The organism is Pseudomonas sp. LBUM1664 (assembly GCF_059695895.1).
Genome location: NZ_CP166791.1, coordinates 1,878,224 through 1,891,105, shown reverse-complemented (window position 1 = coordinate 1,891,105; position 12,882 = coordinate 1,878,224). Strand labels below are relative to the sequence as shown.

Below are 12,882 nucleotides of genomic sequence, written 5' to 3'. Positions count from 1 at the left end.
CTGTTATTGGTCCGGACTGTCGATGGTCAGTTGTTGCGGCGCCGTGGTGCTGCTCGCCAGGGGTTGGCTGCGGCCGATCCACTCGCCAGCGGTCGGTTGACCGGCCCGCGAGATGCGCGCCACCAGTTGGACTTCAGGGAAGTTCGACAGTTTCAGCTGCGGCATCATCGCGTCCGCGTCACCCAGCTCAACGCTGACCGGAAGGTCGGCGACAGTCAGGCGCTTGACCGCCAGCGGTGCCGGCGGGCCGGAGGTGGCACGAGCGAAGATGAACACGCTGTCGCCCGGCTGCACTTTGGCCTTGAGTGCCGGCGCCAGGTCGACGCGCACCTTGAGCAATGCCGCTGCCTTGGCAACCGGGGCCTGGGCCTGGGCAACCTTGCCACCACTGGCCTGAAGCTTCTCGGTGGCGCGGGTGATGCCGCCCTGCAGCGCATCACGGGATTTGTCGCCCTCCGGCAACTGCGCCAGCAGACGCCCCCAATAATCAATCGCCTCCTGATAGCGTTCGCCCTCAAACGCGGCGATGCCCAGCAGCCCCAGGCTGGTGACTTCTTTCGGATCAAGCTTGAGCGCTTCGTCGGTCAGGGCCTGGACCTTGTCCGACCATTTCTTGCCATCGGCGAAATACTGCGCCTGGGCCCATTGCCCCAACAACTCGGGTTGCCGGCCGGCCACCACCACGGTGCGTTCGAAGATCTTCGCCGCATCCGCCGGCCGATCCTGCGCCATGTAGGTACGGCCGAGGAAATACAAACCCTCGGCGGAGTCTGGTTGTGCGGCCACGGCACGTTCCAGGCGCTGGGTCATTTCTTCCATCGACTGCGGCGCCTGGGCGAATTCGCGGGTCAGTTCGACCTTGTCGCTGGCGCCGAAATGCAGATACAGCCCCAGGCCCAGTAACGGCACCAGTACAGCGGCGAGCAACGGCAACGGTTTGCCCAACCGGGATTCCCGTGGCGCCTCGGCGCCCTCGGTGTCAGCGAGCAGTTCACGGGCGGCTTCGGCGCGCCCGGTGTCCAGTTGCGCGGCGTTGAGCACGCCCTCCTCCTGCTCGGCCTGCAACTCAGCAACGCGCTCTTGGTACAGCGCCACGTTGAGCGCGGTGCGGTCCTCTTCCAACTGGGCGCGGCGACCGCGCAGAACGGGGATCAACAGAAAACTCAGGGCAATCAGAAGAAGCAGACCTGCGGCGAGCCAGAAATCAATCATGCTTGGTTTTATCCAACAGTTGGTCGAGGCGCTGGCGCTCTTCGACAGAAAGCGTGTCCGGGCTGGCGGTACGCTGGACCCGGCGGCGGCGCACGATTACCGCGATGACCACGAAGCCACCGAGCAATAGCCCGGCGGGGCCGAACCAGAGCAGCGCGGTTTTGGAGGACAGGGCCGGGTTGTAGCGCACGAACTCACCGTAGCGATCCACCATGAAGTCGATGATCTGCTGGTTGTCCTTGCCCTCACCGAGCATGCGAAAGATTTCCTTGCGCAGATCGGCGGCAATCGGTGCGTTGGAGTCGGCGATGTCCTGGTTCTGGCACTTGGGGCAGCGCAGTTCCTTGGTCAGTTCGCGAAACCGCTCGCGGTCGCCGTCGTTGGCGAATTCGTAGGTATCGATGGCGGCGTGGGCCACGCCAGCGAGGCTCAACCCGAGGATGGCAGCGGCTAACCAGCGCTTCATGGCTTGGCCTCGTCCACCAGTGCCTGATACTTGGCGGCCAGTTTCTCGCGCCAGACCTGTTCATCGATCACGCCGACGAACTTGTCGCGGATCACGCCCTTGGCGTCGATGAAGAACGTTTCCGGCGCCCCGTAGACACCCAGGTTCAAGCCCAGGGAGCCTTCTTCGTCGCGAATGTCCAGTTGATACGGGTTGTGGAACTCGGCGAGCCACTTCAAGGCATCGGCGTTGACGTCCTTGTAGTTGACGCCGTAAATCACCACGCCGTTCTGGGCCAGTTTATTCAGCACCGGGTGCTCGACCCGGCAGGAAATGCACCAAGTGCCCCACACGTTGACCAGCGCCGGCTTGCCCAGCAGATCGGCGCGGGTCAGGGTCTTGTCGCCCTGCACCGAGGGCAGCGAAAACTCCGGGAACGGCTTGCCGATCATTGCCGACGGCAGCTCGGCCGGGTTCAGGAAAAGCCCCCGGTACAGAAAGACCGCCACCACCAGAAACAGCACCAGCGGCAACAGCATCAACCAACGTTTCATGCAGTGGCTCCCGTCATGCCCAGGGTCTCACGCACCCGGGTTTTCACCTTGACTCGATAACGACGATCCAACGCCGCCAGCACGCCGCCCAGGCCGGTGAGCAGGCCACCGAACCAGATCCAGCGTACGAACGGCTTGACGTGCACCCGCACCGCCCACGCCCCGTCGCCCAGGGATTCGCCCAGCGCCACATAGAGGTCGCGGGTGAAACCGGCATCGATCCCGGCTTCGGTCATCATCGAGCTCTGTACGGTGTAGAGGCGTTTTTCCGGATGCAGCACCGTCACTTCCTGACCGTTGCGAATGACCCGCACGGTGCCTTTGTCGGACGTGAAGTTCGGGCCTTCGTAATGTTTGGCGCCCTCGAAAACAAACTGATAGCCGGCAAGGTCCATGGACTCCCCGGGCGCCAGACGCAGATCGCGCTCGGCGCTGTTCTGGCTGGAAAGCACCACGCCCAGGGCGCAGACGGCGATCCCCAGGTGGGCGATCTGCATGCCCCAATAACTGCGGGTCAGGGTTGGCAGCCCCTTGATCAGGCCCTTGTGGCGAGTTTTATCAAAGATGTCCCGCACGCCCGCCAGCAACACCCAGGCCGCCAGCATGAACGTCGCCAGCACTGCCCAGTTGAAGTCGCCATAGGCGATGCCCGCCACCACAGCCAGGCCAGCAGCGCCCAGCAGCACCGGCGTCAACATGCCCAGCAGCCACTTCACCGGCGTGTCTTTCCAGCGCACCAGCATGCCGATGGCCATCACCACCATCAGGATCGCCATCAGTGGGATGAACAGCGCGTTGAAGTACGGCGGCCCGACCGACAGCTTGGCGCCGGACAGCGCATCGAGCACCAGCGGGTAAAGAGTCCCCAGCAGGATCATCGACGCGGCTACCACCAGCACCAGGTTATTGCCCAGCAGCAGGGTTTCCCGGGACCAGAGGTTGAAGCCGACCTGGCTTTTCACCACGGGCGCACGCAACGCGAACAACGTCAGCGAGCCGCCGACCACGAACAGCAGGAACATCAGGATGAACACGCCACGCTCGGGGTCCGAGGCAAAGGCATGCACCGACGTCAGGACACCGGAACGCACCAGGAAAGTCCCCAGCAGGCTCAGCGAGAACGCGGCGATGGCCAGCAGCACGGTCCAGCTCTTGAACACGCCACGTTTTTCCGTGACGGCCAGGGAGTGAATCAGCGCAGTGCCCACCAACCATGGCATGAAAGAGGCGTTTTCTACCGGGTCCCAGAACCACCAGCCGCCCCAACCAAGTTCGTAGTAGGCCCACCAGGAGCCGAGGGTAATGCCGATGCCGAGGAACGCCCAGGCGACGATAGTCCACGGGCGCGACCAACGTGCCCACGCGGCATCGAGGCGGCCACCCAGCAACGCGGCAATGGCGAACGCGAAGGCCACGGAGAAACCGACATAGCCCATGTAGAGCATCGGTGGGTGAACGATCAGGCCGATATCCTGCAACAACGGATTAAGGTCACGGCCGTCCATCGGCACCTGAGGCAAAATGCGCTCGAACGGGTTGGAAGTGACGATCAGGAACAGCAGGAAACCGGTGCTGATCATGCCCATTACCGCCAGCACCCGGGCCAGCATCACCTGTGGCAACTGCCGGGAGAACACCGAGACCGCGAAGGTCCAGCCGCTGAGAATCAACGCCCAGAGCAACAACGAGCCTTCATGGGCGCCCCACACCGCACTGAACTTGTAGTACCAGGGCAAGGCACTGTTGGAGTTGCTGGCGACGTAGGCCACGGAAAAATCGTCGGCCATGAAGGCGTAGGTCAGGCAACCGAAGGCAAACACCATAAAAGTGAACTGCCCCCACGCCGCCGGCTGGGCCAGGCTCATCCACAGGCGGTCGCCACGCCAGGCACCGAGCAACGGCACCACGGCCTGCACCAGAGCAAAACACAGGGCCAGGATCATTGCCAGGTGGCCCAACTCGGGAATAAAGAGACCCATCATCGATCAACCCTCCTTCACGGGAGCGGGCGCCGTCTGGCCGCTGTCTTTCAGGGCCTTGGTCACTTCCGGCGGCATGTATTTTTCGTCGTGCTTGGCCAGCACTTCATCGGCCACCACCACGCCGTCGGCGTTGAGCTTGCCCAGGGCGACGATGCCCTGCCCTTCGCGGAACAGGTCCGGCAGGATGCCGCGATAGGTAATGGTCACGGTCTTGTTGAAATCGGTGACGTTGAATTTCACGTCCAGCGAATCCCCGGAACGCACCAGCGAGCCCTTCTCCACCATGCCACCGGCACGGATGCGCGTGTCCTTGGGCGCTTCGCCATTGGCGATCTGGGTCGGGGTGTAAAACAGGTTGATGTTCTGCTGCAGGGCGCTCAGGGCCAGGCCGACTGCGGCGCCGACCCCCACCAGGATCGCAAGAATGATGACAAGACGTTTTTTGCGCAGCGGATTCACTGACCGTTCTCCCGGCGCAGACGACGCGCCTCTTGTTGCAGATACCGCTTGCGGGCCAGGATCGGCACCGCCACGTTGAGGACCAGCACCGCCAGGCAGATGCCATAGGCTGACCAGACATACAGGCCATGATGACCCATGGCGAGGAAATCGCCGAATGAAGCGAAACTCATCGAGCGGCCTCCAGGCTGTTCTGTACTTCGGCCTTCACCCAACTGGCCCGGGATTCGCGCTTGAGCACTTCCAGGCGCATGCGCAGCAACAGCACCGCGCCGAAGAAACAGTAGAAACCCAGCACGGTGAGCAACAGCGGCAGCCACATTTCGACGGGCATCGCCGGTTTTTCGGTGAGGGTGAAGGTCGCGCCCTGGTGCAGGGTGTTCCACCACTCCACCGAGTACTTGATGATCGGGATGTTGATCACACCGACAATCGCCAGCACTGCGCAGGCCTTGGCGGCACTGTCACGATTGCTGATGGCGTTGCCCAGCGCAATAAGACCGAAGTACAGAAACAGCAGGATCAGCATCGACGTCAGTCGGGCATCCCAGACCCACCAAGAACCCCAGGTCGGCTTGCCCCAGATCGCTCCGGTGACCAGCGCTACGGCGGTCATCCAGGCGCCGATGGGCGCGGCGCATTGCAGGGCCACGTCGGCCAGCTTCATCTTCCACACCAGCCCGACCACACCGCACACCGCCAGCATCACGTAGACGGACTGGGCCAGCATCGCCGTCGGCACATGGATATAAATGATGCGAAAGCTGTTGCCTTGCTGGTAGTCCGGCGGCGCGAAAGCCAGGCCCCAAATCACGCCGATGCCGATCAGCAGCAGTGCTGCGATGCTCAACCAGGGCAGCAATTTGCCGCTGATGCCGTAGAACCACTTAGGTGAGCCGAGCTTATGAAACCAGGTCCAGTTCATTGCTGTTTCCATCACGGTTGCGGCTCGCCATCACGAACCGCCAGGTCTGCCTTTACTTCAAAAGAAGTGGTCAGTTTTTGACCAGGCGTCATTATTATTCGCCGACGCTGATTTTCAGGCCAGCGGCTATTGCAAAGGGTGTCAGGGTTATCGCCAGGGCGGTCAGGCTACCAAGCCACAGCAGATAACCGGTTGCCGGCATGCCTTGCAGCGCGGCTTGCAAGGCGCCACTGCCCAGGATCAACACCGGGATATACAGCGGCAGGATCAGCAGGGCCAGCAACAGGCCGCCGCGCTTCAACCCCACCGTCAACGCCGCGCCCACCGCACCGAGCAGGCTCAGCACCGGTGTGCCCAGCAGCAGTGACACTAGCAGCACCGACATGCATGAGGCGGGCAATCCCAGCATCATCGCCAGCAGCGGCGAGAGCAGCACCAGCGCCAGGCCGGAAAACACCCAGTGTGCCAGTACCTTGGCCAAAACCAGAAGGGCCAGAGGGTGCGGCGAAAGGACCCACTGTTCCAGGGAACCGTCTTCGAAATCACTGCGGAAAAGCCCGTCCAGCGAGAGCAGGACCGATAAAAGTGCCGCTACCCAGACCAGCCCCGGCGACAAGGTTTGCAACAATTGAGTCTCCGGGCCGACCGCCAACGGGAACAACGCAATGACGATCGCGAAGAACACCAGCGGGTTGGCCAATTCGGCCGGGCGACGGAACAGCAGGCGCGCCTCGCGGGCCAGCAACAGGCCAAACACACTCATACGGCCCAGTTCCCCAGATCAATGCTGCGATAACCGGACGGCATCCGGACCAATGTGTGGTGGGTGGTCAATAGCACCATGCCGCCGTTTTCACAGTGCCGGGCCAGGTGCTCCTCAAGCTGCGCCACACCTTGCTTATCCAGGGCGGTGAACGGTTCGTCGAGAATCCACAGCGGCGGGCTGTCCAGGTACAGCCGGGCCAGGGCCACGCGGCGCTGCTGGCCAGCGGACAGTGTGTGGCACGGCACGTCTTCGAAGCCGCGCAACCCCACTGTCGCCAACGCCTGCCAGATCGCCTCGCGCCCGGCCGGTCGATGCAGCGCGCAGAGCCAACTGAGGTTTTCTTCGGGGGTCAGCAAATCCTTGATGCCGGCGGCATGGCCGATCCAGAGCAGGTTGCGGGCCAGTTCGCTGCGCTGGCTCTGCAGGGGCTGGCCATTGAGCAGCACCTGGCCTGCGGTCGGCTGCATCAGCCCGGCCACCAGGCGCAACAGGCTGGTCTTGCCGCTGCCATTGGGGCCGCTGATTTGCACCATGTCGCCAGGCGAGAGTCTCAATTCGAGATTTTCGAAAAGCAGCCGCAAATCTCGCTCACAGGCGAGGCCAACGGTTTGCAAGAGAGGACTGGTCAAGGGATCGCGGGCCTTATACGGTTCAAGTCGGCAGAGCAGCGGCCGTTAAAGAGAGCAGCATAGATGCATTGATGGCCTGTTCCACAGCGCTGCGTCAAACAATTGCAAGGTTTTCGCCACTCCCTGTAAGACGGGCGGCATTATACATGCCATGCCCTACTCTAAAGAGGGCTTATTTACCCAAGGTAAGACCGCAGATGACAGGCGACATGAACATCCTGCCGCTGCCTCAGGCCACGGCAACAACGCGTATGCCGGTGGTCAGTGGCGAGCTGCTCAAACTGCTGACGCCGGTCGAAGGACTGATCGGCACCGGCCAGACCGCCCAGGCCGAAGTGCTGTCGCTCAAGCAGGCGGATCAGACTTTTCAGCTGTTGCTCAAGGTCACCCTGGAGAGCGGCCGCCAGACCACGGTGCAGGCCACCAGTACCCAGCCGTTGCCACAGGGCACCAGCCTGGCCGTGACCCAGCCGTCCGCCAGCAACCTGGCCATTACCGTGCAACAGGCCCTCGCCTCCAGCGTTGCCACCCTGACCCGTATCGACACCGCGCAGTTGCCGGTCGGCACCCTGCTGCAAGGCAAAGTGCTTACCAGCCAGGCATTGCCACAATTGCCGGGGCAGCCGGCGGTGTATCGCTCATTGGTGGGCCTGCTCAACACCGCCCAGGCCGGCAGCACCCTGGACATCGACAGCCCCCGACCGCTGCGCATCGGCACGCTGTTGAGTGCTCAGGTGCAAGATGCCCAGACGTTGAAATTCATTCCACTGAGCAATCGCCAGGAACAACTGGCGGTAAGCCAGCAACTGGTCACACAGGTGAGCCGTCAAGGCTCGCTGGACGGCCTGATCACCGTCCTGCAAAACCTTCCTCCGGCCACTGACGACACCGGCACCGAACTGCGCGCCGCGGTAACACGCCTGTTGGCGGGTCTGCCGGATGTCCAGCAACTGAGCACACCCAAGGGACTGGCACAAGCCATGGTCGCCAGTGGCGTGTTCCTGGAAAGCAAATTGCTGACCGGGCAACCGCCGAGCCTGGCGCCGGACCTCAAAGGCGATCTGCTGAAACTGATCGCCCAGCTGACCCCGAGCCTGCCCGCCTCTACCAATCTCACGGCCATCATCGCCGCCAACACGTTGGCCCAGGTGTTGCCCAGCTTTGTGCGCAGCGCCCTCGGAACCCTCGGCCAGGTCAGCGCCAAGCCGCTACCCACCAGCTTCCCCCTGCCCTCTCGCCTATTGAAAGACCAGGACGAAGAAGGCGATCTGGAGCACCTGCTGCGCCTGGCGGCCGCCGCCGTGTCGCGCCTGCAAAGCCATCAGTTGTCCAGTCTGGAACAGACCGGCCTGACCGACGACGGTCGACTGATGAGTACCTGGCAGTTGGAAATCCCGATGCGCAACCTGCAGGACATCGTGCCCTTGCAGGTCAAGTTCCAGCGTGAGGAAACCCCACCCCGGGAGGAGCCGCAGGAGCGCCGGGAAGAACGCGAACCGAAACAGCAACTCTGGCGGGTTGAGCTGGCGTTCGACATGGAACCGTTGGGGCCGCTACAGATTCAGGCGCAGTTGCTCAGCGGCAGCCTGTCGAGCCAGTTGTGGGCAGAACGACCGTACACCGCGAGCCTGATCGAGAATAACCTGACAGCGCTGCGTGAGCGCCTGGTGACCTGCGGCCTGAACGTCGGCGACCTGGACTGCCACCTCGGCACCCCGCCCCAGGGTCCCAAGACCCGACTCGAACAACGTTGGGTGGACGAAACCGCATGACAACCCACACCGAACCCCGCCAGGCCATTGCCCTCAAGTACGATGGCCAGCATGCCCCGACCCTCACCGCCAAGGGCGACGAAGCCCTGGCCGAGGAAATCCTGCGGATCGCCCGCGAAAGCGAGGTGCCGATCTATGAAAATGCCGAGTTGGTGAAACTGCTGGCACGGATGGAGTTGGGGGACAGCATCCCGGAAGAGCTATACCGCACGATTGCCGAGATCATCGCCTTCGCCTGGAACCTCAAGGGCAAATTCCCCCAGGGCTACGACCCGAACGCACAGGGTGTCGAGAAGGATGTGACGGAGCGTGGGGAGGATTACTGAGCTCAAAATCCAGCAAAGGCCGCTCTTGTGCTGAAGATTGGTGGGCGCTCGTCAAAAAAAAATCGCAGCCTTCGGCAGCTCCTACACGGGAATGTGAACCTCTGTAGGAGTTGCCGAAGGCTGCGATCTCTTGATCTCGCTAGTAGCTTGCCGCTTAAAACTATCAGCCGCCCTTATGCAGCTTGCTCATCAACTCGGCCTCGGCCTGGGTCAAGCCGCAGGCCTGGGTCAGTTCGTCGATGCTGGCGCCCATGCCCACCAGGCGGGCGGCCTGGGCGAAGGACAGGCTGGAGGGGTCGCGCTGTTCCAACTGGGCCAGTTTCTCCGGCAACGGCGCGACCACGGCACGCAGCTCATGGATGGCTTCGCCCATGCGCACGGTGCCGTTCTGATAATCGTCGATGCGCTTGACCAGGGCCTTGATGCGCTGATCACGCAGCGCATCGCCTTGGGCCTGCTGAGCGGCGATCTGCCGCTGACCGCGTATATACGCCAAAAACATCGCCAGCGTGCCTGCCCAAAAAAGGAACAGGACAATGACTGCTACCTCAAGAATCAATCAGATACTCTCCAGTTCCGACCACTCTTCTTCGCTCATCATCTTGTCCAGCTCAACCAGGATCAGCAACTCGTTGTTCTTGTTGCACACGCCTTGAATGAACTTGGCGGATTCTTCGTTACCCACGTTCGGCGCGGTCTCGATTTCCGACTGACGCAGGTAAACCACTTCGGCGACGCTGTCGACCATGATGCCAACCACTTGCTTGTCGGCTTCGATAATGACGATCCGGGTGTTGTCGCTGATCTCGGCGTTCTCCAGGCCGAAACGCTGGCGGGTGTCGATCACCGTGACCACGTTGCCACGCAGGTTGATGATGCCCAGCACGTAGCTTGGTGCACCCGGTACCGGAGCGATCTCGGTATAGCGAAGCACTTCCTGAACGCGCATCACGTTGATGCCATAGGTTTCGTTATCGAGTTTGAAGGTCACCCATTGCAAAATCGGATCTTCGGAACCCTTTTGAGACGACGCCTTATCATTCATACCCTGACCCCTCGAAAAACCGCCTGTGGCGGCGTGTGTTCTGTCCGGCGACGCTGTGCGCCACCGGTTGTCTTATTTCGGTTTCTGGACCGGCTTGGTGCCGCCCAGGTGTTTTGCCCCACCGCTGGCGATCAGCTCGGCCAGCTCGGAAACGTCCAGCAAGGCGCACATGTGCTCGATCACCGTACCGGCCAGCCATGGCCGTTGTCCTCTATGGCTGCGCCACTTGATCTCGTTCGGGTCCAGGCGCAGTGAGCGACTGACCTGATGCACCGCCAACCCCCACTCGTAACCTTGCACCGAAATCACGTACTGCAGGCCCTGGCGAAAGTCATCGCGATAACGGTCCGGCATCACCCAGCGCGCGGTGTCCAGCACCTTCAGGTTGCCGGCCTGGCTCGGCAGGATCCCGAGGAACCATTCCGGCTGGCCGAACAACGGCGTCAATTCCTGCCCGGCCAGGGAATAAATCGATCCCAGGCATACCAGCGGCACCGCCAGGGTCAACCCGGCCACATCAAACAACAAACACTCGAACGGCTCGGCAGCCCAGGCTGGACGGTCATCGGGCCGCGCCGGCGGCGTGTTGCTCGGCGGCAGGTGAACTTCTACCACCGGCGTTACCAAATTCTGCAGCAACGGTGCAACCGTCGAGACCGGTGCCAGGATCGGTGCAGGCGCATCAATCACCGCCACCTGTGGCTTGATCAACGTCGCCTCGACCACCGCCGCCTTCACTGACGTCTGCGCGTCACGGGCCTGCTCTTCGAGCACGGCCGCCTGAAACTCATCCAGCACACCTTCGGCTGCGACGATCTCGGGCAACGCCTCGATCGCGCTCGTTACCGGTGGCAGTTCTTCGGTCGCTTCCTGCAACAGCCCGTCCAGGTAAGACTGCAAGGCCATTTGCGGACGCGAGATTGTCTTTATTGGGCGGCTCATAGGAAAAGTGCGCCACTTAAAGAGGTTATCGGCATGAATGCGCTAGGACTTGAGCGCTCGCGAGCGAACGCAGTACCTGTAGGAAACCTTGCCACCTTAAGCCACCTGCTGCGAAACAAGCTGTTGGGTCAGCAGGTGCTTGAGCAGCGCCCGGTAAGCCAGTACACCACGGCTTTTGCCGTCGAATTGCGAAGGGGTCACACCGGCGCGGCTGGCGTCCCGCAAGCGGGTATCGACGGGGATGTAACCTTGCCAGATGTCATCCGGGTACTTATCCCTCAACACCCGCAGGGTGCCCAAGGACGCCTGGGTACGACGGTCGAACAGGGTCGGCACAATATTGAACGCCAGCGACTGCTTGCGTGAGCGGTTGACCATCGCCAGGGTATTGACCATGCGTTCCAGGCCCTTGACCGCCAAGTGCTCGGTCTGCACCGGGATCACCAACTGCTGGCTGGCCGCCAAGGCGTTGACCATCAGCAACCCGAGCAGCGGCGGGCTGTCGATGATCGCGTAATCGAAATCCTGCCACAGCTGCGCCAGACTCTTGGCGATCACCAGGCCCAAGCCGCTCTGTCCCGGCGACTGCCGTTCCAGGGTTGCCAGGGCGGTGCTTGATGGCAACAGCGAAATCCGCTCGTCACTGGTGGACAACAGCAACTGCCCCGGCAAGCCTTCGGGCACGACGCCCTTGTGCAGGAACAGGTCGTAGTTACTGTGTTCCAGGGTATCGGGATCGTAGCCAAAGTAGCTGGTCATCGAGCCGTGCGGGTCCAGATCGACAATGACCACGCGTTTGCCCGCCTCGGCCAGCAATCCGGCTAAAGCGATGGAAGAGGTGGTTTTACCCACACCACCTTTTTGATTGGCGACTGCCCAGACTCTCATTCGGATCGTTCCTCCCGGCCGAAACAGGCTCGACCGAGAAATAGCTCGTTATAAAGCGGGTGACGGAGAATTGACGGCGCTCTGTCGTCCCGGCGACTTGACCGGGGTCGGTGCAGTTTGTGTGCCAGCACGCTTCAATGCCGCATCCGGCGTTGCGTTAGCCGTGCCGGTACTGGTCAGGCTGCGGCGCACGTCGAGGTTGCGCGACACCACCAGCACCACGCGCCGATTGCGCGCACGGCCTTCGGCGGTGGCATTGTTGGCCACGGGCTGGAACTCACCATAGCCCACCGACGCCAGGCGACCGGGGTTCACGCCCTGCATGGCGAGCATGCGCACGATGCTCGCCGAGCGGGCCGAGGACAGTTCCCAGTTGGTCGGGTACTGCGCGGTACGGATCGGCTGGTCGTCCGTGAAGCCTTCAACGTGGATCGGGTTGTCGAACGGCTTCAGGACCGCCGCCACTTTATCGATGATGTTGAACGCCATGTCGCTGGGCATTGCGTCGCCGCTGCCGAACAACAGGCTGGAATTGAGCTCGATCTCGACCCACAACTCATTGCCGCGCACGGTCATCTGGTTGGAGCTGATCAGGTCGCCGAACGCCGCGCTGATGTCGTCGGCAATGCTTTTCAACGGATCGCTGCCGCCAGCGATACCGGCATCGACCTGCTCGGAATCCTTGACCAACGGCTTGGCCGGGGTCGTGGTCTGGGGGCGTTCATCGCCAATGGGGATGGGCTTGAGGGCGCGATCCGAGTCGGTAAAGACCCCGATCAACGCCTCGGAAATGACTTTGTACTTGCCCTCGTTGACCGACGAGATCGAATACATGACCACGAAAAAGGCGAACAGCAGCGTGATGAAGTCGGCATAGGAGACGAGCCAGCGTTCGTGGTTGACGTGTTCTTCACGATGCCTGCGACGTGCCATGATC

General features: G+C 62.1%; 16 protein-coding genes. 2 read left to right on the top strand and 14 right to left on the bottom strand.

What is annotated here, in order from left to right; genetic code table 11:
• Positions 1 to 3: 3 nt before the first annotated feature.
• From ccmI to ccmA, 9 genes are all read right to left on the bottom strand, one after another.
• Positions 4 to 1,212, bottom strand: a complete 1,209-nt coding sequence (gene ccmI, locus ACA047_RS09020; RefSeq protein ID WP_497358553.1) for a c-type cytochrome biogenesis protein CcmI — start codon at positions 1,210 to 1,212, stop codon at positions 4 to 6.
• On the bottom strand, positions 1,205 to 1,678 hold the full coding sequence (locus ACA047_RS09015; RefSeq protein ID WP_497358551.1) for a cytochrome c-type biogenesis protein: 474 nt from the start codon (positions 1,676 to 1,678) through the stop codon (positions 1,205 to 1,207). Before ACA047_RS09015 ends, ccmI begins: the two co-directional genes overlap by 8 nt.
• Positions 1,675 to 2,211: a DsbE family thiol:disulfide interchange protein gene (locus ACA047_RS09010; protein ID WP_497358549.1), complete on the bottom strand. Its 537-nt coding sequence runs from the start codon at positions 2,209 to 2,211 to the stop codon at positions 1,675 to 1,677. The genes ACA047_RS09015 and ACA047_RS09010 overlap by 4 nt, the downstream gene beginning before the upstream one ends.
• On the bottom strand, positions 2,208 to 4,190 hold the full coding sequence (locus tag ACA047_RS09005) for a heme lyase CcmF/NrfE family subunit (protein ID WP_497360273.1): 1,983 nt from the start codon (positions 4,188 to 4,190) through the stop codon (positions 2,208 to 2,210). Before ACA047_RS09005 ends, ACA047_RS09010 begins: the two co-directional genes overlap by 4 nt.
• A 6-nt stretch (positions 4,191 to 4,196) precedes the next feature.
• Positions 4,197 to 4,652 (bottom strand): cytochrome c maturation protein CcmE, encoded by a 456-nt coding sequence (gene ccmE, locus ACA047_RS09000; protein WP_497358547.1) that lies wholly within the window; start codon positions 4,650 to 4,652, stop codon positions 4,197 to 4,199.
• The gene (gene ccmD, locus ACA047_RS08995; RefSeq protein WP_024778688.1) at positions 4,649 to 4,825 is read right to left on the bottom strand and encodes a heme exporter protein CcmD; all 177 of its coding nucleotides are present in this window, start codon (positions 4,823 to 4,825) and stop codon (positions 4,649 to 4,651) included. The genes ccmE and ccmD overlap by 4 nt, the downstream gene beginning before the upstream one ends.
• A complete protein-coding gene (locus ACA047_RS08990; protein ID WP_497358545.1) occupies positions 4,822 to 5,577 on the bottom strand; it encodes a heme ABC transporter permease in 756 nt (251 codons plus the stop codon). Before ACA047_RS08990 ends, ccmD begins: the two co-directional genes overlap by 4 nt.
• Before the next feature lie 94 nt (positions 5,578 to 5,671).
• Entirely contained in the window at positions 5,672 to 6,340 is a 669-nt protein-coding gene (ccmB, locus tag ACA047_RS08985; RefSeq protein ID WP_497358543.1) for a heme exporter protein CcmB, read from the bottom strand.
• Entirely contained in the window at positions 6,337 to 6,972 is a 636-nt protein-coding gene (gene ccmA, locus ACA047_RS08980) for a cytochrome c biogenesis heme-transporting ATPase CcmA (protein WP_497358541.1), read from the bottom strand. The genes ccmB and ccmA overlap by 4 nt, the downstream gene beginning before the upstream one ends.
• Before the next feature lie 197 nt (positions 6,973 to 7,169).
• Between ccmA and fliK the strand changes: the two genes are divergently transcribed.
• Together fliK and ACA047_RS08970 are read left to right on the top strand one after the other, a co-directional pair.
• The gene (gene fliK / locus ACA047_RS08975; RefSeq protein ID WP_497358539.1) at positions 7,170 to 8,744 is read left to right on the top strand and encodes a flagellar hook-length control protein FliK; all 1,575 of its coding nucleotides are present in this window, start codon (positions 7,170 to 7,172) and stop codon (positions 8,742 to 8,744) included.
• Positions 8,741 to 9,070: an EscU/YscU/HrcU family type III secretion system export apparatus switch protein gene (locus ACA047_RS08970; RefSeq protein WP_497358537.1), complete on the top strand. Its 330-nt coding sequence runs from the start codon at positions 8,741 to 8,743 to the stop codon at positions 9,068 to 9,070. Before fliK ends, ACA047_RS08970 begins: the two co-directional genes overlap by 4 nt.
• A 163-nt stretch (positions 9,071 to 9,233) precedes the next feature.
• Here ACA047_RS08970 and ACA047_RS08965 read toward each other — a convergent pair whose 3' ends face one another.
• The 5 genes from ACA047_RS08965 to motD all read right to left on the bottom strand — a co-directional run bounded on the left by ACA047_RS08965 (position 9,234) and on the right by motD (position 12,878).
• Positions 9,234 to 9,629, bottom strand: coding sequence for a DUF2802 domain-containing protein (locus ACA047_RS08965; RefSeq protein ID WP_497358535.1), 396 nt, complete (start codon positions 9,627 to 9,629; stop codon positions 9,234 to 9,236).
• A complete protein-coding gene (locus tag ACA047_RS08960; RefSeq protein WP_497358533.1) occupies positions 9,630 to 10,115 on the bottom strand; it encodes a chemotaxis protein CheW in 486 nt (161 codons plus the stop codon). It lies immediately after the preceding gene.
• 72 nt (positions 10,116 to 10,187) lie between these two features.
• On the bottom strand, positions 10,188 to 11,057 hold the full coding sequence (locus ACA047_RS08955; RefSeq protein ID WP_497358531.1) for a CheW domain-containing protein: 870 nt from the start codon (positions 11,055 to 11,057) through the stop codon (positions 10,188 to 10,190).
• A 96-nt stretch (positions 11,058 to 11,153) separates the two neighbouring features.
• Complete coding sequence (locus ACA047_RS08950; RefSeq protein ID WP_497358529.1) at positions 11,154 to 11,945, bottom strand: ParA family protein; 792 nt, start codon at positions 11,943 to 11,945, stop codon at positions 11,154 to 11,156.
• Between the two features lie 48 nt (positions 11,946 to 11,993).
• Positions 11,994 to 12,878: a flagellar motor protein MotD gene (gene motD, locus ACA047_RS08945; RefSeq protein ID WP_497358527.1), complete on the bottom strand. Its 885-nt coding sequence runs from the start codon at positions 12,876 to 12,878 to the stop codon at positions 11,994 to 11,996.
• Positions 12,879 to 12,882: the final 4 nt, after the last annotated feature.

Excerpts from the sequence above, each read along its gene's own strand:
- ccmI (WP_497358553.1), bottom strand. The coding sequence starts at position 1,212 with ATGATTGATTTCTGGCTCGCCGCAGGTCTGCTTCTTCTGATTGCCCTG.
- ACA047_RS09015 (WP_497358551.1), bottom strand. The coding sequence starts at position 1,678 with ATGAAGCGCTGGTTAGCCGCTGCCATCCTCGGGTTGAGCCTCGCTGGC.
- ACA047_RS09010 (WP_497358549.1), bottom strand. The coding sequence starts at position 2,211 with ATGAAACGTTGGTTGATGCTGTTGCCGCTGGTGCTGTTTCTGGTGGTG.
- ACA047_RS09005 (WP_497360273.1), bottom strand. The coding sequence starts at position 4,190 with ATGGGTCTCTTTATTCCCGAGTTGGGCCACCTGGCAATGATCCTGGCC.
- ccmD (WP_024778688.1), bottom strand. The coding sequence starts at position 4,825 with ATGAGTTTCGCTTCATTCGGCGATTTCCTCGCCATGGGTCATCATGGC.
- ACA047_RS08990 (WP_497358545.1), bottom strand. The coding sequence starts at position 5,577 with ATGAACTGGACCTGGTTTCATAAGCTCGGCTCACCTAAGTGGTTCTAC.
- ccmB (WP_497358543.1), bottom strand. The coding sequence starts at position 6,340 with ATGAGTGTGTTTGGCCTGTTGCTGGCCCGCGAGGCGCGCCTGCTGTTC.
- fliK (WP_497358539.1), top strand. The coding sequence starts at position 7,170 with ATGACAGGCGACATGAACATCCTGCCGCTGCCTCAGGCCACGGCAACA.
- ACA047_RS08970 (WP_497358537.1), top strand. The coding sequence starts at position 8,741 with ATGACAACCCACACCGAACCCCGCCAGGCCATTGCCCTCAAGTACGAT.
- ACA047_RS08960 (WP_497358533.1), bottom strand. The coding sequence starts at position 10,115 with ATGAATGATAAGGCGTCGTCTCAAAAGGGTTCCGAAGATCCGATTTTG.
- ACA047_RS08955 (WP_497358531.1), bottom strand. The coding sequence starts at position 11,057 with ATGAGCCGCCCAATAAAGACAATCTCGCGTCCGCAAATGGCCTTGCAG.
- ACA047_RS08950 (WP_497358529.1), bottom strand. The coding sequence starts at position 11,945 with ATGAGAGTCTGGGCAGTCGCCAATCAAAAAGGTGGTGTGGGTAAAACC.
- motD (WP_497358527.1), bottom strand. The coding sequence starts at position 12,878 with ATGGCACGTCGCAGGCATCGTGAAGAACACGTCAACCACGAACGCTGG.